The organism is Allorhizobium borbori (assembly GCF_014196535.1).
Taxonomy (GTDB): domain Bacteria; phylum Pseudomonadota; class Alphaproteobacteria; order Rhizobiales; family Rhizobiaceae; genus Ectorhizobium; species Ectorhizobium borbori.
This window is the reverse complement of the sequence record NZ_JACIDU010000009.1, coordinates 176,459-198,466: the sequence shown is the minus strand read 5'-3', so window position 1 is coordinate 198,466 and position 22,008 is coordinate 176,459. Positions and strand designations below refer to the sequence as shown.

Below are 22,008 nucleotides of genomic sequence, written 5' to 3'. Positions count from 1 at the left end.
GGTCCCATGCGCGCGTTTCTCCGCAGCATTCTTGTTCTCAGCCTTGTTTCCATGGCCGGTTTGGCCGCCGCGCAGAGTGCGAGAACCATCGAAACGACGCCGGATGCCGATTATTTCGGGTTCGATCTCCGAGCCGAGAAGAATGTGTCACAGGCCCAGTGCGAGAAGCTTTGCACCGACAGCAAATATTGCAAGGCCTTCACCTACAACATCAAGGCGCAATGGTGCTTCCTGAAGTCGGATTACGATACGATCAAGCCTGCGCCGGGGGCGGTGGCGGGGCGTGTCGTCGAAAAGACGTCCGAACCGGATACCGGTGCGCCGCCGCGCCTTGCCTTCATTTCTTCGTGGATGCAGCAGAACGCCCGCGATTTCGCCAACGGTCTCGACGTGCCGGAGGAAGACAGCGACAAGACGCTGGCCGTGCTTTCGAGCGAAGCGGCGGCGGCAACCGCCGCCAACGATTCGGCCCGCGCCTTTGCTCTCTACAAGGCGATTGCCGTTGCCGAGCCGGACAAGGCGCTGGGCTGGCTGGGAGCCGCGCGGGTTGCGCTCGGCGTGACCGACAATTCGATTTCCGCCACCGATGCGGTTTCCGCTGCGCTGAACGGCTATCAGCGCACCCGCACGGCGAAGGAGCGGGCATCCGCCCTTTCCGTTCTGGCGCAGGCGCTGGAGAAGACCTCGGAATTCCGTCCGGCGCTCGAAGCCTACAAGGCATCGTTGAAGCTCGCCGAGGTGAAGAGCGTGCGCGCCGCCTATGCTGCCCTGCATGAGAAGCAGGGGTTCCGCATGGTGGAACATACGATCGATTCCGACACGGCAAGTCCGCGCGCCTGCGTGCAGTTTTCCGAACCGTTGCAGAAATCGGGCACGGATTATTCTTCTTTCGTGACGCTGGATGGGGCCGTGCCCTCCGCGCTCGAAGCCAAGGACAACCAGATTTGCGTCGAAGGGCTGACGCATGGCGGGCGTTACAAGCTCGCCTTCCGTGCCGGTCTTCCCTCCACCGTGGGCGAAAACCTTGAAAAGCCGGTATCGCTCGATCTTTATGTGCGCGATCGTAAGCCGGCCATTCGCTTTACCGGCGAGAATTTCGTGCTGCCGGCCACTGCGCGGCGGTCGATCCCCGTGGTTTCGGTGAATGCCGAGGAGGCATCGCTCAAGCTCTATCGCATTGGCGACCGGGGCGTGGCGCCGCTGATGGCCGATTCGAAGTTCCTGTCGCAGATGGATGGCTATGGCTTCGACGATCTCGAGGAAAACCGCGGCGAACTGGTGTGGCAGGGCGCGCTTTCGCTCGATCAGCAGCTCAACAAGGAAACGATCACCGGCTTTCCGGTGGATGAGGCGCTGCCTGAGCGCAAACCGGGCGTCTACGTGCTGACCGCCTCCGTGAAGGGCGACGGGCTGGAAAGCTGGGACAGCAAGGCGACGCAATGGTTCGTCGTCTCCGATATCGGTCTTTCGACCTTTGCCGGTACCGATGGCCTTTCCGTCTTCGTGCGCTCGCTGTCTTCCGCCAAGCCTATGGCGAATGCAGAACTAACGCTGCTTTCGCGCGGCAACGAGGTGCTCGGAACCGGCAAGACCGACCGTGACGGCAAGCTGGTGCTTTCCGCCGGGCTCATGCGCGGGGCCGGAGCGCTGGCGCCCGCCGTTCTCACCGCCAAGATGGGCGAGGACTACGTGTTCCTCGATATGACGCGGGCAGGCTTCGATCTTTCCGACCGGGGTGTGACGGGCCGCACCGCGCCGGGGCCACTCGACCTGCTGCTGTGGACCGAACGCGGCATCTACCGGGCCGGCGAAACCGTTCATGCGGCGGCGCTTGCCCGTGATGCCGCCGCCAATGCCGTCCCCGGTCTGCCGCTGACCTTCGTCTTTGAGCGCCCCGATGGCGTGGAGGCATCGCGTGTCGTCAGCAACGATGTCGGGCTGGGCGGCCATGCCGTTGATTATGCCGTTTCTGCAACGGCGATGCGCGGCACCTGGCGGTTCAAGGTGTTCACCGATCCCAAGGCGCCCGCGCTTGCCGAAAAATCCTTCCTTGTTGAAGACTTCGTGCCGGATCGCATCGAATTCTACATGGTGACCGAGGCCAAGGCGATTGCGTCGGACGCACCGGCAACCCTCGATATCGATGGCCGCTTCCTCTATGGCGCACCTGCTGCCGGCCTTGCCATGGAAGGCGAAATCGTGGTGAAGCCGGTGCGCAGCCGCGCGGGCTTCGAGGGTTATGTCTTCGGTCTGGCCGACGAGGAAACGGAAGAGGCAAGCCGCACCGCGCTGGAGGACCTGCCGACGCTGGACGAGGACGGCAAGGCCAGCGTCGAAGTGGCGCTTTCCGACCTACCATCCACCACGCAATGGCTGCAGGCCGAAATTGCGCTGCGCATGCGCGAGGGCGGTGGCCGCGCCATTGAACGGACGCTTTCGCTGCCGGTTCAGCAGGATGGGCCGATGATCGGCATCAAGACGGAGTTCTCCGGGTCCGTTGCCGAAAACAGCCAGGCGAAATTCAACATCATCGCCGTCGATGGCGAGGCCCGCACCGCGCTCAAGGGCGCGAAGTGGAAGCTCATCAAGGTCGAGCGAAATTACCAGTGGTATCGCGAGGGCAATGGCTGGCGCTTCGAGCCGGTGCTGTCTACCTCCAAGGTGGCGGATGGCACGCTGGATATCGGCGCCGAGGGGGCAGCCCTTTCCGTGCCGGTAGCCTTTGGTCGTTACCGGCTGGAAATCGAGGGTAAAGGCGCGCTTTCGAGCGCGGCCTTCGATGCCGGCTGGTATGTGGAGGCAAGCTCCACCGAAACGCCGGATGCGCTGGAAATTGCGCTGGACAAGCCAAGCTATGCGGCGGGCGATACCGCAAAGCTGAAGATTTCGCCGCGCCATGCCGGCCGCGTTCTGGTGACGGTGGGCACGGAATCCCTGCTTTACAGTGCGGATGCCGAAATCGGCGAGGGTGGCGGGGAAATCGCTATTCCCGTGACAGCAGACTGGGGCGGCGGAGCCTATGTGGCCGCCACGCTGTTCCGTCCGGGCGATGCGCAGGAAAGCCGCATGCCGATGCGTGCCATCGGCGTGAAATGGCTGGGCATCGATCCGGCCGCCCGCAGGCTTGCCGTGACGCTTTCGCCGCCGGAGAAGGTTCTGCCGCGCGGAGCGCTGGAAATTCCCGTGCAGGTGGCCGGGGCCGGTGTTGGTGAGGAAGCCTATGTGACGGTCGCCGCCGTCGATGTCGGCATTATCAACCTGACGCGCTACACGATGCCGGAGCCGGAAGGCTGGTATTTCGGCCAGCGCAAGCTGGGCCTTGAAATCCGCGACCTCTATGGCCGCCTTATCGACGGTTCGCTGGGCGCCATGGGCCGCATTCGCACCGGTGGCGACGGTGGCGACATGGCCCTGCAGGCGAGCCCGCCGACCGAAAAGCTGGTCGCCTTCTTTTCCGGCCCGGTGAAGCTTGGCGCCGATGGCAAGGCGAATATCCGCTTCGACCTGCCGCAGTTCAACGGCACGGCCCGTGTGATGGCGGTGGCCTGGACGAAGACAGGCGTGGGCCATGCCGAGAAGGACGTGGTGATCCGCGATCCGATCGTGTTGCAGGCCAGTCTGCCGAAGTTCCTTTCGCCCGGCGACCGTAGCGAATTGCGCATCGATATCGCGCCGACGGATGCGCCGGCGGGCACCTACAAGCTCACCGTTTCGACCGATGCGGCGGTGACGCTGGACCGGGCGGCCGCCACGCGCGACGTGGCACTGCAACCCGGCAAGCGGCAGGCGGTCACGCTGCCGATCCTTGCCCACCAGCCGGGAACGGCGAAGATCGGGCTCGCCTTGACCGGGGCTGACGGGCTGAAGGTGGAGCAGGGGCTGGAGGTGCCGGTGCGGCCCTCGACACTGCCGGTGACGGTGCGCAACGAACTTGCCATCGAGCCGGGCCGCAAACTCGTGGTGGATAGCGGTCTTCTGGCGGGCAGCATCGTCGACGGGGCCTCGGTTGCCGTCAATATTACCCGTGCGCCCGCCTTCGACATGACGGCGCTTGCCATGATGCTCGACCGCTACCCCTATGGTTGCGCCGAGCAGACGGTGAGCCGGGCACTGCCGCTTCTCTATCTCGATCAGGCCGCCGCGCTGGCTGAGGGACCGGACGATCCCGATCTGAAAGTCCGGGTCCAGCAGGCGGTGGAGCGGGTGCTGGGCTACCAGTCCTCCTCGGGCAGTTTCGGGCTCTGGGGTCCGGATTCCGGTGACTTGTGGCTCGACGCCTATGTCAGCGATTTCCTGACCCGGGCGCGGGAGCGTGGTTTTGCCGTGCCGGAAGAAGCGTTGGCACAGGCGCTTTCCAATCTTGAGAACCAGTTGGCCTATACCGAAGTGAAGAATGCCGGCAATGCCATGGCCTATGCGCTTTACGTGCTGGCAAAGAACCGCAAGGCGGCGATTTCCGATCTGCGCTATTATGCCGATACGGCGCTTGAAAGCATTTCGACGCCGATGGCGCGGGGGCAACTGGCTGCCGCGTTGTCGCTCTACGGCGATCAGGGCCGGTCGGGCAGCCTGTTCCGCAGTGCGCTCGCCCTTTCCGGGGAAGCGGCGGCGGCGCAATCGCGCTCGGATTACGGTTCGACGCTGCGCGACAATGCGGCCCTTTTGGCGCTTGCTGCCGAAAGCCGCCCGGAACCCGGCGTGGTCGTGCCGGTTTCGACGCGGGTTGCCGAGGAATGGCAATTGAAGAGCGCTTCCAGCACGCAGGAACAGGCGTGGATGTGGCTTGCAGGCCGCGCGCTTTCCGAAGGTGACAAGACATTGGCGCTTGCCATCAACGGTGAGGCGAAGAAGGGCGGCTATCAGGCGCGCATGAGCGGCGAGGTGCTGGCCGCCAAACCGATCTCCGTCGAAAATCGCGGCAAGGAAACCGTTTATGCGTCGGTCACGGCGGTCGCTTCGCCGGAAGAAGCGCTGCCGGCGGGCGGGCAGGGCTACGCCATTTCCCGCACCTATTACACCATGGATGGCGAGGAGACGGATATTTCGCAGGCCGTGCAGAATGAACGTTACGTGGTGCAGATCACCGTGACGCCGGAGCATGACTGGGCGCAACGCCTGCTCGTGACCGATCTTCTGCCTGCCGGTTTCGAAATCGACAATCCGAAGATCATCGGCAGTGCCGATCTTGCCAATTTCGACTGGCTGGCGGATGTGGAGGCGGCGCATACCGAATTCCGCAGCGACCGGTTCGTGGCCGCCTTCAACCGAAACGAGGGCGATGGCGACGAGATCACGCTGGCCTATGTGGTGCGGGCGGTGACGCCGGGCACCTATGCCCTGCCGGCGGCAAGCGTGGAAGATATGTACCGGCCGGAATTTGCGGCGCGCACGGCAAGCGGCATGGTTGCCGTTTCGAAGGCTGACTGACATGCGCGGGCGGCGGCTGGTCTTCGGCGTGGCCGTTTCAGGCCTCATCGGCATCGCCGCCATCTTCGCGCTCTATTGGGCTGACAAAGCCTATCCGCCGCCGCTTGATGCTGCGCGGGTGGTTTCGGCGGAGGTGCTGGACCGAAACGGGGCTCTGCTGCGCGCCTTCGCGACCAGGGAGGGACGTTGGCGGCTGAAGACCGGGGCGGCGGATGTCGATCCTCGGCTGGTGCAGATACTCGTTGCCTATGAGGACCGGCGGTTTCATGACCATCACGGCATCGATCCGCAAGCCATCGCGCGGGCGGCCTGGCAATTCGTGACGCATGGCCGCATCGTTTCCGGCGCATCGACGCTTTCCATGCAGGTGGCGCGGTTGATCGAGCCGCGCGCCGAACGCAGCCTGTTTGCCAAGCTTCGCCAGATGGCACGGGCGGTGCAGATCGAGCGGCGGCTTTCCAAGGCGGAAATCCTCGACCTTTACCTGACGCTGGCGCCCTATGGCGGCAATCTGGAGGGCGTGCGCGCCGCCAGTCTCGCCTGGTTCGGCAAGGAACCGAAGCGGCTTTCGGTTGCGGAAGCCGCGCTTCTGGTGGCGCTGCCACAATTGCCGGAGAAACGCCGGCCCGACCGCTTTCCCGAGGTGGCGGCCAAGGCGCGCGAACGGGTGATAGACCGGGCGGTGAAGGCCGGGGGGCTCGATGCCGGCGAGGCGGCCCGAGCGGAGATGGCGGCCGTTCCCGCATCCCGCCGGGCGCTGCCTGCGCTTGCCGCGCATCTGGCGGGCACGGCCCTTCTCAAGAAGCCCGGCGAGCGGCTTTACCGCACGACGCTCGACGCGCGCATTCAGGGGGCGCTGGAAGCGGTGGCGGCGGGCGCGGCGGAGCGGCTGGGGCCGAAGCTTTCTGTGGCCATGGTGATGGCCGATGCCCGCACAGGCGATATTCTGGCGCGCGTGGGTTCGGCGGATTATTTCGACGGCGGACGGCGCGGCTGGATCGACATGACGGAGGCCGTTCGTTCGCCCGGTTCGGCGCTGAAACCCTTCATCTATGCGCTCGGCTTCGAGGAAGGGCTTGTGGCGCAGGAAAGCATCGTGGAAGACCGGCCCGCCGATTTCTCCGGCTACCGGCCGCGCAACTTCGACATGACCTATCAGGGCGATGTGTCGATCCGCCGGGCATTGCAACTGTCGCTCAACGTGCCGGCGGTGAAGCTGCTTGAGGCCACCGGCCCCGCGCGACTGATGGTTAGGCTGAGGCGCGCGGATGTGAAGCTGCAACTGCCGACGGGTGAGCCGGCCGGACTTTCCATCGCGCTCGGCGGGGCCGGCATTTCGCTCAAGGAACTGACGCAGCTTTACACCGCCTTTCCCAACCGCGGCAAACCGATGCGGCTGGGCGATGGGGTGACGGGCGAACCCGGCGCTTTCGACGGAGAGCCGCTGACGACACCATCCGCCGCCTGGCAGGTGTCGGATATTCTCTCGGCCGTTCTGCCGCCGCCCGGCAGTCCCGTCGGCGGCATCGCCTACAAGACCGGCACGAGCTACGGCTATCGCGATGCCTGGTCGGTGGGGTTCGACGGGCGGCATGTGCTGGGCGTGTGGATCGGAAGGGCGGATAATGGCGCGGTGCCGGGCCTCACCGGCTATCAGGCCGCGGCCCCCGTTCTGTTCGAGGGCTTTGCGCGTTCGGGCGTGGCGATCACGCCGCTGCCGGAAGCGCCGGTCGGTGCGGCGCATCTTGCCTTCTCCGAGCTTCCCTTCGGGCTTCGCCGGTTTGCCGCCACGGAAAACGGCCTGCCGCGCCTGAAGGCCCAGGAACCGCCGCCGCGTATCGTCTATCCGCCGGAGGGCGCGCGGGTGGAACTGGGGTTCAGGAGCGAGCGCGACGCCGAACCGCTGGTGCTGAAACTTCAGGGCGGCAAGGCGCCGTTCCGGTGGCTTGCGAACGGCAAGCCGCTTTCCGGTGATCCGACCCGCCGGCGCACCAGCGAATGGTTGCCGGATGGCGGCGGCTTTTCACGGCTGACGGTGATCGACGCGGACGGTCGTGCAGCGAGCGTCGGGGTGTTTCTGGAATAGGCGGCGGGAGGCAACACCTCGGGTTGCCGGATCAGAGGTTGCCGTGCCCCTCGTCCCGCTGCCGTCCCCTCTCCCCACAAGGGGGAGAGGGGACGGCAGCCAGAGGGAGGTTGTCCTTACCCGGCAAAGCCGCCTTCATCGAGAAAGGCCTGTTCCTCCGGTGTCGTTTCCCGGCCCAGAATGGCGTTGCGGTGGGGAAACCGACCGAAGCGGGCGACGATATCGCGGTGGTCGATGGCGTGGGGAAGCCAGGGTTCGCCGAGCTTTTCGTTGAGGCGGACGCATTCGTGCTGATCGGAGAGATCTTCCGAATGGGTGAGCGGCAGGTAGAAGAACACCCGCACATCCTTCTCCATCGCCTCGTCATGACCAAGCGCCAGAGCCCGGCGGCAATAATGCAGTGCCAGCGGGTCGGTGGCATACATATGCCCGGTGTTACGGAACGAATTGCGCGGATACTGGTCGAGCAGGATGAAGAGCGCCAGCGCGCTTTCGGGCTGGTCGATCCAGCTTTCCCGCTCGCGGCGGGCGGCGGACCAGTGGAGGTCGGCGAAGGTTTCGCGGAAGGTGCGGTCGAAGGCCTCGTCCTTGCAGAACCATTTGTCGGGCCCCGCCTCGCGCCAGAAACGGGTGACGGCGAGGGCTTCGTCGGGAATGGTCATGCAAGTCTCCAGCTCAAATTTCAGCTTTCCGGCAGTGCGGCCTGCTGCTCCTCCTTCAAGTCTACCCCGGTCAGCCTGCGTTTCAAAGCTTCACGGATGAGCCAGAACGCCTTTGCAGCGGCAAGAGGCAGTTTCAGGCCGGCGTCGCGAATGTTGGAAATGCAGTTACGGTCGGCATCGGAAAGACCGGGCCGAGGGCCATAGGTGAGATAGGCGCCGAGGCTGTCGACGGAGGAGAGGCCGGGGCGTTCGCCGATCAGCATCAGCACGAGGCGGGCCTGAAGCGCTACGCCGATTTCGTCACCGATGGCGACGCGGCCGTTTTCGACGACGGCGATCGGCCCGACGGAGAGGCCCTCGCTGGCGAAAAGCGGCAGAAGATCGGCGATGAACGGCACGGCATTGGCGGCGATGGCGGTTGAGGACAGGCCGTCGGCCACGACGATGGCGATGTCGCAGGGTTCCGACCCCAGCGCTTTCAGCCGGTCGACATCCTCCGGTTTCAGGCGACGGCCAAGATCGGGCCGCGACAGATAGGTCTGCCGGCTTTCCGCCTGGCTCGATACCGGGATGTTCATGAGGCCGAGATCGGAAAGACCAGCCCGCAGCGCTTCCTTGTCGAAGGGAATATGCACGGCATCGCGGGCGGTGGCATGGGCATAGGAAAAGCGCAGCACCTGCGATGTGGGCAGTGATGCGCCGACGCGACCGAGCGCGATGGAGGCATCGGTGTGACGGCGCAGCGCTTCCCACGGATCGAGCGTGACGATGTCGGCGGACTTGGTGTCTTCGGTCACGATGCGATCCTCAGCAGCGATTGTCCGGCGGTCTGTGGCAGAAGGTGGCCGGTGTCGTCCGTCACCTGCATCCTGTTCAGCCAGTCCCGGAATTCCGGCGCGCGTTTCAGGCCGAGCACCTCGCGCACGTAAAGCTGATCGTGGAAGGAGGTGGACTGGTAGCCGAGCATGACGTCGTCGGCACCGGGAATGCCCATGATGAAATTCACGCCGGCGGCGCCCAGAAGGGTCAGCAGCGTATCCATGTCGTCCTGATCGGCTTCGGCATGGTTGGTGTAGCAGATGTCGCAGCCCATCGGCACGCCAAGTAGCTTGCCGCAGAAATGGTCTTCCAGACCGGCACGGATGATCTGCTTGCCGTCATAGAGATATTCCGGGCCGATGAAGCCGACCACGGTGTTGACGAGGAGCGGTTTGAAGGCGCGGGCGACCGCATAGGCACGCGCCTCGCAGGTCTGCTGATCGACGCCGTGATGGGCGTCTGCGGAAAGGGCGGAGCCTTGTCCCGTCTCGAAATACATGACGTTGTCGCCGACCGTGCCGCGCTTCAGCGCAAGGCCGGCTTCATAACCCTCGCGCAGCGTGGCAAGCGAGATACCAAAGGAGGCGTTGGTCTTTTCCGTGCCGGCAATGGACTGGAAGACGAGATCGACCGGTACGCCCTTTTCAGCCATGGCGATGGAGGTGGTGACGTGGGTGAGCACGCAGGATTGCGTCGGAATTTCATAGCGGGCAATGATTTCCGCCAGCATTTCCACCAGCCCGGTCAGAACCGGCACGCTGTCGGAGGCGGGGTTGATGCCGATCACCGCATCGCCGCAGCCATAGAGCAGACCGTCGACAATGGAGGCGGCGATGCCCATGCGGTCGTCGGAAGGGTGGTTCGGCTGGAGGCGCACCGCCATGGTGCCTTCGAGGCCGATGGTGTTCCGGAATCTGGTGACGATCCGGCATTTGCGGGCGGCAAGGATCAGATCCTGATTACGCATCAGCTTGGATGTGGCAGCCACCATTTCCGGCGTCAGGCCGGGGGCGAGGGCAGCGAGTGTGACGGCATTGGCGGCGGGTGACAGCAGCCATTCGCGAAAGCTTCCGACCGTCATATGCGAAACCGGCGCGAAGGCCTGTGCATCGTGACCATCGATGATGAGGCGTGTCACCTCGTCTTCTTCATAGGGGATCAGCGCTTCGCTAAGGAAGGTTTTCAGCGGCACATCGGCCAGACACATCTTGGCGGCGATATTTTCGGCAGCGCTTGCCGCAGCGACGCCGGCGAGATAATCGCCCGAACGCGGTGGCGTGGCTTTCGCCATCAATGTCTTCAGGTCGGCGAAGCGATAAAGCTCGCCGCCAGCGGTGATCTGGTAGGCCATGGCCGGCGGGTTCCCCGTTTGTTTTTTCCGGAGCCGGCATTAGGGCAGGGGTGTTGACGGGCGTCAAGTGTTTCGCGGTTGCGAAATCAACGCGACAGTTCGCGGATGGCGGCATCGAGGCCGCCGAGGGTGAGGGGAAACATGCGCTCGCCCATCAGTTTGCGGATGAGTCCGATGGACATGGTGTGATCCCAATAGTCCTCGCGCACCGGGTTCAGCCAAACGGATTTCCGGAAATGGCCGGTGATGCGATCGAGCCAGACGGCGCCGGGCTCCTGGTTCCAATGCTCGACGGAGCCGCCCGCCATGGTCACTTCGTAGGGACCCATGGATGCATCGCCGGCAAAGACGATGCGGTAATCCGGCCCGAAGGTACGGATGACGTCGAGAGTGGGGATGCGGTCGGCGTGGCGGCGGCGGTTGTCCTTCCACACGCCTTCATAAATGCAATTGTGGAAGTAGAAATATTCCATGTGCCGGAATTCGGCGCGGGCGGCGGAAAACAACTCCTCGATGACGCGGATATGGTCGTCCATTGAACCGCCGGAATCGAGGAACATCAGAAGTTTCACGGCATTGCGCCGTTCGGGCCGTGTCTTTACGTCGAGATAGCCGTGTTCGGCGGTGGAGCGGATGGTGCCGGACAGGTCGAATTCATCGGCCGCACCGTCGCGCACCCAGCGGCGCAGGCGCTTGAGCGCCACCTTGATGTTGCGGGTGCCAAGTTCCACCGTGTCGTCGTAATTGCGAAATTCGCGCTTGTCCCAAACCTTCACGGCGCGGCGGTGGCGGGATTGCTCCTGTCCGATGCGCACGCCTTCGGGATTGAAGCCATAGGCCCCGAAGGGGGAGGTGCCGGCGGTGCCGATCCACTTGTTGCCGCCCTGATGGCGGGCTTTTTGTTCTTCCAGCCGCTGTCGAAGCGTTTCCATGAGCTTGTCGAGACCGCCAAGGGCCTCGATCTCTCTTTTCTCCGCATCGGTGAGGTATTTTTCCGCCAGTTTCGCCAACCATTCGGCGGGCAGGTCGACCGGGGCCGGGCCCTCGCCCTCACCATCGCCCGAAAGAGCGGCAAGACCCTTGAAGTGAGTGGAAAACACCCGGTCGAAGCGGTCGATATGGCGCTCGTCCTTCACCAGTGCGGCGCGGGCGAGATAGTAGAAGGCCTCGATATCGAAGGCGGCAATCCCCTGCTTCATGCCCTCCAGCAGGTCCAGGAGTTCCCGTAGTGTTACGGGAACCTTTTCTGCCTTCAGCGCCAGGAAGAAGGGGATGAACATCGCTTATCCCTTGTCGGTGCCGATCTCCGCGAGATCGTAGGGGGTGGTCTGGTACATCTCGTTGATCCAGTTGCCGAAGAAGAGATGCGCATGGCTGCGCCAGCGGTTCAGGGGCGTCAGCGCCGGATCGTTGTGCGGGAAATAATCGTGCGGCATCTTGATGGGCACACCGGCATTCACGTCGCGGAAATATTCATCGCCGAGCGAGGTGGAGTCATATTCCACATGGTTGAACATGTAGAGCCGGTTGGCCGTGGTGTCCTGCACCAGGCAAACGCCGGAACCGTCGGATTCCGCCAGAATATCGAGGGCCTGCCCCTTTTCCTCGACATCGGCGCGGCGGATTTCCGTCCAGCGCGACACGGGCACCTCGAAATCGTCGGAGAAGCCGTTGAGGAAAACGGAGGAAGGCTTGAGGTTCCTGTGGCGGAACACGCCGAAGGCCTTTTCCTTCAGGGCGTGCTTGGGAACACCGTGGAAGTGGTAGATCGCCGCCATCGCGCCCCAGCAGATGTTGAGTGTCGAATGGACGTTGGTTTCGGTCCAGTCGAGAATCCTCTGCATTTCCGACCAGTAGGTCACGTCCTCGTAGGGAATGGTTTCGACGGGCGCGCCGGTGATGATGAAGCCGTCGAACTTGCGGTCCTTGATCTCGTCCCAGGTCTGGTAGAACGAGAGGAGATGTTCGGCGGAGGTGTTGCGCGGTGTGTGACCACCGACGCGAACCAGCGTGAATTCCACCTGCAGCGGCGACGCGCCGACGAGGCGCGCCATCTGGATTTCCGTCTTGATCTTGTTCGGCATGAGGTTCAGGAGCCCGATCTGAAGCGGGCGAATATCCTGACGGACGGCCGCTGTTTCAGTCATGACCCGCACGCCCTCGGAAACGAGGGTGTCGAAGGCGGGCAGCGTATCGGGAATCTTGATGGGCATGGGACACGATCCAGACTTTGAAACAAGCCAGCCGGTCTCGATAAACGGTTTCGGGAACATCGCTCCCTCGGCCCTTTAGCGAGTTTTTTAACGTGGCTGCAAGCCGGCCGGCCAAATCACCACGGACTTTCCATTTACCGGTGTATTGCGGAAAAATCAATCTTTGCGGCGTGCAGATGCCGCAAAATTCGTCAGTTGCGCCGGGCCATGAAGGCAAGCCGTTCGAAGAGGTGCAAATCCTGCTCATTCTTCAGAAGCGCACCGTGGAGCTTCGGCAGGATGGTCTTCGGATCGACCTTGAGATCGTCGGGCGAAACCTCATCGGCGACCAGAAGGCGAATCCAGTCCAGCGCTTCGGATGTGGATGGCTTCTTCTTCAGGCCGGGCACGGCGCGGATTTCGTAGAAGAGAGTCAGCGCGTTGCGCAGCAGGTCGTGGCGGATGCCGGGATAATGGACTTCCACGATGCGGGCGAGTGTTTCGGCCTCGGGGAAGCGGATGAAGTGGAAGAAGCAGCGGCGCAGGAAGGCGTCCGGCAGTTCCTTCTCGTTGTTGGAGGTGATGATGACGATGGGACGGACTTGCGCACGCACCACCTCGCCGGTCTCGTAGACATGAAACTCCATGCGGTCGAGTTCCTGCAGGAGATCGTTGGGGAACTCGATATCGGCCTTGTCGATTTCATCGATCAGGAGAACGACCTTGCGACCGGCGGCAAAAGCCTGCCAGAGCTTGCCCTTGCGGATGTAGTTCGCCACATCGGAGACACGGGGGTCGCCAAGCTGGCTGTCGCGCAGGCGCGAGACCGCGTCGTACTCATAAAGGCCCTGCTGGGCTTTGGTGGTGGATTTGACGTTCCATTCGATGATGTCGAGGCCAAGGCCTTCGGCAACCTGCCGGGCCAGTTCCGTCTTGCCGGTGCCGGGCTCGCCCTTGACCAGCAGTGGACGCTCCAGCTTGATGGCGGCATTGACCGCGACCATCAGATCCTTGTCGGCGATATAGCTTCCGGTGCCGGAAAATTCCATCGGGCGTCCTCCAAACGTCACTTTCAGGCGATCAATAGCGGATGAATGCATTCTTTGGAACCTTTTGGCGCAGAAAGCGCTTGAGTTCGCGGCCCGACCGAACCATTATACGCCACCGAATGACAGGGCGGTTTGCCGCCTGAAATGCCGTCTCACGACGCCACAGGGCGCCCGGCGGAATTTTCGTCCGTATCCAGAGAATTCCTCCGGCTTTCACGCGCCGGATCGTCACCATTGATCGCGGCTTTGCCGCTTCAAACCAATTATCGCCGCAGGGCGAAGCAAAGGAGTTACATTGCAGGTTCTCGTTCGTGACAACAATGTCGAGCAGGCGCTGCGCGTTCTGAAGAAGAAGCTTCAGCGCGAAGGTGTGTTTCGTGAAATGAAGGCTCGTGCCTCCTATGAGAAGCCGTCCGAGAAGCGCGCGCGCGAAAAGGCCGAAGCCATTCGCCGCACCCGCAAGCTGGCGCGCAAGAAGGCTCTGAAGGAAGGCGTTGTCGCCCGCAAGCACTGATCGCCTGGCTTGGCCGGTCCGTTTGTAAAAGGCTCCGTTCTCGCGGGGCCTTTTCCTTTGACGGGTATATGCGCTATTGCAGGGCCATGAGCGACAGTTTCACCATCCTGCTCGGCGGCGAGCTTGAAAAGACCGAACGGCTGATGGCGGCCATGGCCGGCAGCCGTGTCATTGCGGCGGATGGCGGCATGCGTCATGCCGAGGCGCTGGGCGTCGTGCCGGAACTGTGGGTCGGGGATTTCGATTCCGCCGATCCCGCCCTTTTCGAACGCTATGCCACTGTGCCGCGCCAGACCTTCCCCCGCGAAAAGGATGCGACCGACGGCCAGCTTGGCGTTGAAACCGCCATTGCGCTGGGCGCGAAACGGCTTGTTCTGGCCGGTGCGCTTGGAGGAACCCGTTCCGACCATGCCTTGCAGCATGTCGTCTATGCCGTGCATCTGGCCGAACGCGGCCTCGATGTACTGCTGACGTCCGGCGAAGAGGAGATGGTTCCCTTTCTCGCTGGCACGGTTGAGGTCGATCTGCCCGACGGCGCGTTGTTTTCCATTCTCGGCCTGACCGATCTTGCGGCGCTCACCATCGAAAACGCGAAATACGGCCTCGACCGCCGCGATGTGCCCTTCGGACCGCCGATGACGATCTGCAATGTGGCGCGCGGGCGGGTTCGCCTGACCCATGAAGGCGGGCGTGCGATCATTCTGTCGCGCCCCTATGATTTTACCGGAGTTTGATTCTTGGCCCCCCCGATCCTGAAGCTCGACAATATCTTCCTCACCTTCGGTGTGACGCCGCTTCTGGCCGGCGCATCGCTCCAGGTGGAACCGGGCGACCGCATCTGCCTGGTGGGGCGCAACGGCTCCGGCAAATCGACGCTGATGAAGATTGCCGCCGGGCTTGTCGAGGCGCAGTCGGGCGAAGTCTTTCGCCATCCCTCCGCCACCATCCGCTATCTGGAGCAGGCGCCGGATTTCGGCAGCTTCACGACGGTGCAGGCCTATTGCGAGGCGGGGCTCGGACCCGGCGACGACCCCTACCGCGTCACCTATCTGCTCCAGCATCTCGGGCTGACCGGCGAGGAAGACCCCTCCCGGCTTTCCGGCGGTGAGGCGCGCCGGGCAGCGCTCGCCCGCGTCATGGCGCCCAAACCCGACATTCTCATGCTCGATGAGCCGACCAACCACCTCGATCTCCCGACCATCGAATGGCTGGAAGATGAGCTTTCACGCAGCCGCTCGGCTCTGGTGCTGATTTCGCACGACCGGCGCTTTCTCGAAAAGGTTTCGACCGCGACCGTGTGGCTCGATCGCGGCATTGCCCGGCGGCTCGACCGCGATTTCTCCCACTTCGAAGCCTGGCGTGACAAGGTGCTGGAAGAGGAAGAGCAGGAGCAGCACAAGCTCGGCCGCGCCATCGAGCGCGAGGAACACTGGATGCGCTACGGCGTGACCGCGCGGCGCAAGCGCAACATGCGCCGCGTCGGCGAACTGCAGGACATGCGCGCGAAGTTTCGTGGTCACAAGGGGCCGCAGGGTTCGGTTCAGGCCACGATTACCGAGGGGCGCGAATCCGGCAAGCTGGTCATCGAGGCGGACAAGATCACCAAGGCCTATGAGGGGCGCACCATCGTCGCGCCGTTTTCGCTGCGGGTGCACCGCGGCGATTGCATCGGTCTCGTCGGGCCGAACGGTGCCGGCAAGACGACGCTTCTGAAGATGCTAACGGGCCAGCTTGAGCCGGATTCCGGCATCGTCAAGCTGGGCACCAAGCTTGAAATCGCCACGCTGGACCAGAAGCGCGAGGACCTCAATCCGGAGGAAACGCTCGCCCATTATCTGACCGACGGGCGCGGCGAAAACCTTCTGGTGAACGGTGAGCAGAAGCATGTGTCCGGCTATATGAAGGACTTCCTGTTCCAGCCGGAGCAGGCTCGCACGCCGATCCGCAACCTTTCCGGCGGCGAGCGCGCGCGCCTCATCCTTGCCCGCATCATGGCGCGGCCCTCCAACCTGCTGATCCTCGACGAGCCGACGAACGATCTCGACATCGAGACGCTGGATCTGTTGCAGGAAATCGTCGCTGGCTATTCCGGCACGGTCATCCTTGTCAGCCACGACCGCGATTTCCTGGACCGCACAGTGACCTCCACCATCGCGCCCGCCGTTCCGGATGCGCCGGACGGACGCTGGATCGAATATGCCGGCGGCTACTCCGACATGCTGGCCCAGCGCAAGGGGGCGGCTGACGAACGCCGCAAGGCGGAAAAGGCCGCCGAAAAGCCGAAGGCCGAGACTGCCAATGCGGTCGAGACGCCGAAGGGCAAGGGCAAGCTTTCCTACAAGCAGAAGTTCGCGTTGGACAATCTGCCGAAGGAAATGGAAAAGCTTCAGGCCGACATGGCCGCCCGCGAGGCAAAGATGGCCGACCCCAACCTCTTCACCAAGGACCCGGCAGGCTTCAACAGGTTGGCCGGCGAACTGGAAAAGCTGCGCGACAAGCTGGCGGCGATGGAAGAGGAATGGCTGGAACTCGAAATGCTGCGGGAAGAGCTGGAAGGCTGATTTCTCCCTGCCTGGGCGAGAACAGGTCTGTTTCTCGCCCTTGTCACATTCCCAACATCGCGCTACATCTCTCCTCGCTCTAACGGGGTGCCCCGGTTTCGACCGGGGCTGAGAGGCATTGGCCGTGTTCACGGTTGCCAACCCGAAGAACCTGATCCGGTTAGCACCGGCGGAGGGATTAGACGGCTCGCATCCTGCGCCCTATTCCCGTCAACACGATCGAACGAGGAGGCGCTGATGCGCACGAAATTCCTGTCCCTGCTTGCGGCCTGCGCCGTATTCTCCCTGTCTTCGGTTGCGGCGGACGCCGCGGGCAAGACGCTGACGGTCTATACCTATGAGAGCTTCGTTTCCGAATGGGGACCGGGGCCGAAGGTGAAGGAAGCCTTCGAGAAGACCTGCGACTGCACGGTGAACTTTGTCGGCATTACCGATGGCGTGGCGCTGCTTTCGCGCCTGAAACTGGAAGGTGCCTCCGCCAAGGCGGATGTGGTGCTCGGCCTCGACACCAGCCTGACGGCGGAAGCCAGGGATACCGGCCTGTTTGAGGCGAGCGGTGTCGATACGTCGGCGACAACCGTGCCGGGCGGCTTCAAGGATGAGGTATTCGTTCCCTATGATTACGGCCACTTCGCGGTCATCTACGATTCCAAGGTGGTGACGAGCCCGCCGAAGAGCCTGAAGGAACTGGTCGAGGGCGACCCGTCGCAGAAGATCGCCATTCAGGATCCGCGCACCTCCACACCCGGTCTCGGCCTGCTTCTGTGGGTGAAGTCGGTCTATGGCGACAAGGCTGGTGAGGCGTGGAGAGCGCTCAACAAGCGGGTGCTGACGGTGACGCCCGGCTGGTCGGAAGCCTATGGCCTGTTCACCAAGGGTGAGGTGCCGATGGTGCTGTCCTATACGACATCGCCGGCCTATCACATCATTGCCGACAAGGAGACGCGCTATCAGGCGGCGGCCTTTTCCGAAGGTCATTATGTCCAGATCGAGGTGGCCGGCCTGTTGAAGAACGCACCGGAAAAGGAACTCGGCCGAGATTTTCTGCGCTTCATGCTGACGCCCGGCTTCCAGGACGCGATCCCGGAAAACAACTGGATGTGGCCGGCTGCCGCCACGTCCGCACCGCTGCCGGAGGCGTTCAACACGCTGGTGAAGCCGGAAAAGACCCTCCTCATCCCCTCTGAGGAGGTTGCCAAGAACCGCAAGGCCTGGATCGACGAGTGGCTGGCCGCCTCGGTCAAGTGAAAGCCTGACCGGCCATGCTGACGGCGGGTGAAAGAATGCGGGCGATTGGCGGCGGGGCTCTGGTTCTTGCCGTCATCACCGGCTTTGCCGGCACGGCACTCGCGGCTCTTCTGCTGTTTGACGGGGCCGGATTTTCCGGCCTCCTTGATACCTATACACTGAGCGTGGCCCGCTTCACGCTCTGGCAGGCGACGTTGTCCACCCTGCTTTCGGTGCTCTTTGGCATTCCCGTTGCCCGCGCGCTGGCGCGGCGGCCGCAATTTCCGGGCCGCATCTGGATTGTCCGGTTGCTTGCGGTGCCCATGGGCTTGCCCGTGCTGATCGGCGCACTCGGCCTAATCGGCATCTGGGGCCGGCAGGGGGCGATGAACGATCTGTTGCGCATGCTCGGCCTTGCCGAACCGGTGAGCATTTACGGGCTTTCCGGTATCCTTCTGGCGCATGTCTTCTTCAACATGCCGCTCGCGGCACGGCTGATGCTGGCGGGGCTGGAGCGTATCCCCGGCGAATACTGGCGCGTTGCCGCCTCGCTCGGCATGCCCTCGCGCTCCGTGTTCCGTTTCATCGAAGGGCCGGTGCTGCTCGGGCTTCTGCCGGGGGTGGCCGGGCTCATCTTCATGCTGTGCGTCACGAGCTTCACGCTGGTTCTGGTGCTTGGCGGCGGGCCAGCGGCAACGACCATCGAGGTGGCGGTCTATCAGGCGCTGCGGTTCGATTTCGACCCGGGCCGGGCTGTGGCGCTTGCACTGATGCAGATCACCATGACCGGCATATTGCTGGCCGCCATGGCCTTTGTTCCGGTGCCGGTGGAACAGAGTGCTACACTGGCGCGTGGCGGTCGGCGCTTCGATGGCTGGCGGCGGCAAACGCAATGGGTCGATGGTACCGTGCTGCTGCTGGCAACCACCTTTACCGGCCTGCCGCTGCTGGCCGTGGTTCTGGCCGGGTTGAAGGCCGATCTTCCGGCCCTTCTTTTCTCGCCGGCCTTTCGCCGGGCGGCGTTGACAAGCCTTGCCATTGCGCTGAGCGCCGGTTGCCTTTCGGTGATGCTGGCCGCAACCATCATTCACGCGCGGGCGGCCATTGGCAGCGAGCGGCGAGCCGGAATGGCGCTGCGGGGCATCCGTGCGGGGCTTTCCGGCGCGGGATCGCTCATTCTGCTGGTGTCGCCGTTGATGCTCGGCACCGGCTGGTTTCTGGCGCTGCGCCCGTTCGGCGACGTCGCCCGCTTTGCGCCGACGCTCGTCATCGTGATCAACAGCCTGATGGCGCTGCCTTTTGTCATCCGCGTGCTTTCGCCGGCCTTCGATGTGCACCAGGCGCGGACGGGGCGGCTTGCTGCCAGTCTCGGCATTCAGGGTTTTGCGCGGCTGCGGCTGATCGACGGGCCGGTACTGGCCAAACCGGTGCTGATGGCGCTTTCCTTTGCCATGGCTCTGTCGCTCGGCGATCTCGGGGCGGTAGCGTTGTTCGGCTCCGACGATCTGGTGACGCTGCCCTATCTCATCTACAGCCGGCTCGGAAGCTACCGGACCAACGAGGCGGATGGCTTCGCCCTCATTCTCGGTTTTGTCTGCCTGCTTCTGACGGTGGTGGGGACGCTTGGCTCAAGGAACAGGATGACCGATGACCGATGATTGCGCGATTGCCCTGTCCGGCGTGACGCTTGCGCTCGGCAATGCGACCTTCGCCTTCGATTGCCGCCTGCCGGCGGGCGCGATCACGGCGGTCACAGGGCCTTCCGGCTCCGGCAAGACCACCTTCCTCAATCTCGTCGCCGGGTTCGAGCGGCCGGATGCGGGCACAGTCAGCATCGGCGGACAGGATGTGACAGCGCTTCACCCCGCAGAGCGTCCGGTGTCGCTGGTGTTTCAGGACAACAATCTCTTCGCCCATCTCGATATCGCCAGCAATATCGGCTTGGGGATCGATCCGTCGTTAAGGCTGTCGGCCCAAGATCGGGCAGCGGTGTCCACCGCGCTGGAGCGGGTCGGGCTTGGCGGTTTCGAAAAGCGCCGGCCGGGAACGCTTTCGGGTGGCGAACGGCAGAGGGCGGCCTTTGCCCGCGCTCTGGTGCGTCGCAGGCCTGTGCTTCTGCTGGACGAGCCCTTCGCGGCGCTCGATCCGGATCTGCGGGCGGCCATGAGCGCGCTTCTGGTGGAGCTTCACCGCGAAACGGGCAATACGGTGCTGATTGTGACTCATGATCCGCAGGAGGTGAGGCGCAGCGCCGACCATGTTCTGTTTCTGAAACAGGGCCGAATTGCCGTGAATCTGCCAGCGGAGCGCTTTCTTTCCGGCACGGGCGTGGCCGAGGCCGACACCTTCATGCGGCAGATCTGAGGCTTCTCCATGACAAGCCTGCGCCCTGCCTGATATGCGGTCTTGGAGCATGCCACATTTTCGACGCTCGCGGCTGGCATGGAGATGACCGGCATCGTCTTCTCGGCCATGAATAAATTGCAGGGCTCCCCTACTTGCGAAAAGACTTTGTGCTATTAATTGAAGCATCGTCCTGTGTCGGCGGTTTGTTCGGAGACTGAGCATTTCGATGTGCCTGAAAAGCGTATCCGCGTTGAAAAATGCAGGACAGCATGGCGGAAACGATACGCGGAAGGCGAGAGGGCTTTTTGTGGCGTCTTCCCTGCGTTTGCTGAGCATCGGTGCGCTTGGCGTTTTTCTGACCGGCTGCCAGTCGCTGATGGAGCAGGCTTACGAGCCGAGCGTGCGACCCTCCTCCAATCCGCAGATCGTCGATGAAGTGCAGAAGAACGATCCGCGTGCGGCCATGGGCGCGCGCGAGCATCCGCGCATCGTTGCGAGCTATGGCGGCGAATATCACGACCGCAAGACCGAGCGGCTGGTGGCGCGCATTACCGGCGCGCTGACGGCGGTTTCGGAAAATCCCAACCAGTCCTACCGCATCACCATTCTCAATTCGCCTGCCATCAATGCCTTCGCGCTGCCGGGCGGCTATCTCTACGTGACACGCGGTCTTCTGGCGCTGGCCAATGATGCATCGGAAGTGGCCGCCGTGCTTTCGCACGAGATGGCGCATGTGACGGCCAACCACGGCATCGAGCGCCAGAAGCGCGAGGAAGCGGAAGTGATCGCCTCGCGTGTCGTCGCCGAGGTTCTGTCGTCCGATCTGGCCGGCAAGCAGGCTCTGGCGCGCGGCAAGCTGCGCCTGGCTGCCTTCTCGCGCCAGCAGGAACTGCAGGCCGATGTGATCGGCGTTCGGATGCTGGGTGAAGCGGGCTACGACCCCTACGCCTCACCACGCTTCCTTGAATCCATGGCCGCCTACAGCCGGTTCATGTCGGTGGAGCCCGACAACGACCAGAGCCTCGACTTCCTCTCAAGCCACCCCAATGCTCCGCAGCGCGTGGAACTGGCGCGCGAGCAGGCGGCAAAATTCGGCCCTGAAGGCTCTTCGGGTGATCGCGGTCGCGATTACTATCTCGCCGGCATCGATGGGCTCCTCTATGGCGACAGCCCGGAGGAAGGCTATGTGCGCGGCCAGACCTTCCTGCACTCAAGCCTTGGCATCCGCTTCGATGTGCCCGAAGGTTTCGTGATCGATAACAAGGTGGAGGCGGTTCTGGCCACCGGGCCGGGTGACATCGCCATCCGTTTCGACGGCGTGGCGGATTCCTCCAACAACAGTCTCGAAGCCTATCTGACGAGCGGCTGGGTAGCGGGACTTCTGCCGGAAACGGTGCGCAGCATCAAGGTCAACGGGCTGGATGCCGCTACCGCGCGCGCCAGCGCCGAGCGCTGGGATTTCGACGTGACCGTGGTGCGCCTGCAGAACCGCATCTTCCGCTTCCTGACCGCGGTGCCGAAAGGCAATGCCGATCTCGACCGCACCGCCAATATCCTGAAGGCCAGTTTCCGCACCATGACGCCCGCCGAGGCGGCATCGCTGAAGCCGCTGCGTATCCGCGTGCTGACGGTGCAGCCGGGTGAAACCATCTCGACGATTTCCAGCCGCATGATGGGCACGGATCGCAAGCTGGACCTGTTCAAGCTCATCAACGCGCTGCCGGCAGCGGCGAGCCTGTCGCCGGGGCAGAAGGTGAAGATCATCTCGGAGTGA

15 protein-coding genes and 2 riboswitches are annotated in these 22,008 nt (G+C 63.5%); of the genes, 9 read left to right on the top strand and 6 right to left on the bottom strand.

The features are described 5' to 3' along the window. The first annotated feature begins 6 nt into the window (after positions 1-6). Together GGQ66_RS12885 and pbpC are read left to right on the top strand one after the other, a co-directional pair. Complete coding sequence (locus GGQ66_RS12885) at positions 7-5,427, top strand: alpha-2-macroglobulin family protein (protein WP_183793117.1); 5,421 nt, start codon at positions 7-9, stop codon at positions 5,425-5,427. 1 nt (position 5,428) lies between these two features. Beyond that, a complete protein-coding gene (gene pbpC / locus GGQ66_RS12880; protein WP_183793115.1) occupies positions 5,429-7,513 on the top strand; it encodes a penicillin-binding protein 1C in 2,085 nt (694 codons plus the stop codon). A gap of 116 nt (positions 7,514-7,629) precedes the next feature. On the opposite strand, the gene GGQ66_RS12875 is transcribed toward pbpC, so the two are convergent. From GGQ66_RS12875 to GGQ66_RS12850, 6 genes are all read right to left on the bottom strand, one after another. Next, positions 7,630-8,175 (bottom strand): DUF924 family protein, encoded by a 546-nt coding sequence (locus GGQ66_RS12875; RefSeq protein ID WP_183793113.1) that lies wholly within the window; start codon positions 8,173-8,175, stop codon positions 7,630-7,632. Positions 8,176-8,195: 20 nt separating this feature from the next. Then, the gene (gene eutC / locus GGQ66_RS12870) at positions 8,196-8,972 is read right to left on the bottom strand and encodes an ethanolamine ammonia-lyase subunit EutC (RefSeq protein ID WP_370686343.1); all 777 of its coding nucleotides are present in this window, start codon (positions 8,970-8,972) and stop codon (positions 8,196-8,198) included. Further along, positions 8,969-10,345, bottom strand: coding sequence for an ethanolamine ammonia-lyase subunit EutB (locus GGQ66_RS12865; RefSeq protein ID WP_183793111.1), 1,377 nt, complete (start codon positions 10,343-10,345; stop codon positions 8,969-8,971). Before GGQ66_RS12865 ends, eutC begins: the two co-directional genes overlap by 4 nt. Before the next feature lie 86 nt (positions 10,346-10,431). Next, positions 10,432-11,625: a vWA domain-containing protein gene (locus GGQ66_RS12860; RefSeq protein WP_183793110.1), complete on the bottom strand. Its 1,194-nt coding sequence runs from the start codon at positions 11,623-11,625 to the stop codon at positions 10,432-10,434. 3 nt (positions 11,626-11,628) lie between these two features. Further along, positions 11,629-12,558, bottom strand: coding sequence for a homoserine O-acetyltransferase MetA (gene metA, locus GGQ66_RS12855; RefSeq protein WP_183793108.1), 930 nt, complete (start codon positions 12,556-12,558; stop codon positions 11,629-11,631). A 55-nt stretch (positions 12,559-12,613) separates the two neighbouring features. Continuing rightward, positions 12,614-12,691: riboswitch (SAM riboswitch) on the bottom strand. Positions 12,692-12,749: 58 nt separating this feature from the next. Further along, positions 12,750-13,586, bottom strand: a complete 837-nt coding sequence (locus tag GGQ66_RS12850; protein ID WP_183793106.1) for an AAA family ATPase — start codon at positions 13,584-13,586, stop codon at positions 12,750-12,752. A gap of 295 nt (positions 13,587-13,881) precedes the next feature. Between GGQ66_RS12850 and rpsU the strand changes: the two genes are divergently transcribed. The 7 genes from rpsU (at position 13,882) to GGQ66_RS12815 (ending at position 22,008) form a co-directional block, all read left to right on the top strand. Continuing rightward, complete coding sequence (gene rpsU, locus GGQ66_RS12845; protein ID WP_183793104.1) at positions 13,882-14,100, top strand: 30S ribosomal protein S21; 219 nt, start codon at positions 13,882-13,884, stop codon at positions 14,098-14,100. Positions 14,101-14,186: 86 nt separating this feature from the next. Then, positions 14,187-14,834, top strand: coding sequence for a thiamine diphosphokinase (locus GGQ66_RS12840; protein WP_183793103.1), 648 nt, complete (start codon positions 14,187-14,189; stop codon positions 14,832-14,834). Positions 14,835-14,837: 3 nt separating this feature from the next. After that, on the top strand, positions 14,838-16,661 hold the full coding sequence (locus GGQ66_RS12835; protein ID WP_183793100.1) for an ABC-F family ATP-binding cassette domain-containing protein: 1,824 nt from the start codon (positions 14,838-14,840) through the stop codon (positions 16,659-16,661). A 73-nt stretch (positions 16,662-16,734) separates the two neighbouring features. Next, positions 16,735-16,856, top strand: a riboswitch (TPP riboswitch). Positions 16,857-16,898: 42 nt separating this feature from the next. Further along, positions 16,899-17,909, top strand: coding sequence for a thiamine ABC transporter substrate binding subunit (gene thiB / locus GGQ66_RS12830; RefSeq protein WP_183793098.1), 1,011 nt, complete (start codon positions 16,899-16,901; stop codon positions 17,907-17,909). Positions 17,910-17,923: 14 nt separating this feature from the next. Next, positions 17,924-19,546, top strand: coding sequence for a thiamine/thiamine pyrophosphate ABC transporter permease ThiP (locus tag GGQ66_RS12825; RefSeq protein WP_183793096.1), 1,623 nt, complete (start codon positions 17,924-17,926; stop codon positions 19,544-19,546). After that, positions 19,536-20,252, top strand: coding sequence for a thiamine ABC transporter ATP-binding protein (locus tag GGQ66_RS12820; protein ID WP_183793094.1), 717 nt, complete (start codon positions 19,536-19,538; stop codon positions 20,250-20,252). The genes GGQ66_RS12825 and GGQ66_RS12820 overlap by 11 nt, the downstream gene beginning before the upstream one ends. Before the next feature lie 208 nt (positions 20,253-20,460). Beyond that, positions 20,461-22,008, top strand: a complete 1,548-nt coding sequence (locus tag GGQ66_RS12815; protein WP_183793092.1) for a M48 family metalloprotease — start codon at positions 20,461-20,463, stop codon at positions 22,006-22,008.